Origin of the sequence: Actinotalea sp. C106 (genome assembly GCF_023630195.1) — a bacterium.
Taxonomy (GTDB): Bacteria; Actinomycetota; Actinomycetes; order Actinomycetales; family Cellulomonadaceae; genus Actinotalea.
The window spans coordinates 1-511 of the sequence record NZ_JALPKN010000657.1; the positions used below are offsets into that span (position 1 = coordinate 1).

1 protein-coding gene is annotated in these 511 nt (G+C 77.9%); it reads right to left on the reverse strand.

The window, feature by feature from the left end; all coding sequences use genetic code 11:
- The coding region (locus tag L0B03_RS19040; RefSeq protein ID WP_250448688.1) for a hypothetical protein at window positions 1-474 on the reverse strand (474 nt) is incomplete at its 3' end.
- Between the last annotated feature and the right edge of the window lie 37 nt (window positions 475-511).

Consider the following 511-nt stretch of genomic DNA (forward strand, 5'->3'; position numbering starts at 1 on the left):
CAGCCCGACCGACCGCAGCCAGCGCCGCAGGTCGGCCGGCTTGGACCGGGCGTCCAGGGCGGCCCAGGCCTGGTCCGGCGCGAGGGCCTCGAGCATCGCAGCGGACTCGCCCCACCGGCTGCGGTCGGTCGGGACCCCCAGAGCGATGACGGTCAGGGCGTCCTCGGGGAGGCGGGCCCGTACGCGCTCGACCGCCGAGAGGGTCTGCAGACGGCGGCCGTGGCCGGGCACCGCCTCGATCTCCCCGGCGAGCAGGATCTCGTGGGTGGGCAGACCCGCACGGTGAGCCATCTGGGTCGCGGTCCGCAGCGCGGCGTCCCCCTCCCCCGCGACGACGAGGACCCCGGCCGAGAGCTGCACCGTCGGCGGGCGCTCGAAGCGCCGGACCAGCACCGAGAGCGGGGCGGCCGCCGTCGGGTCGGCGAAGCCCGAGGGCAGGCGCGTGGGGGTGCCCAGCTCGAGCAGGGCGGTCACGCTCGACCCGCCCGTGACCGAGGCGGGGTCCTCGACC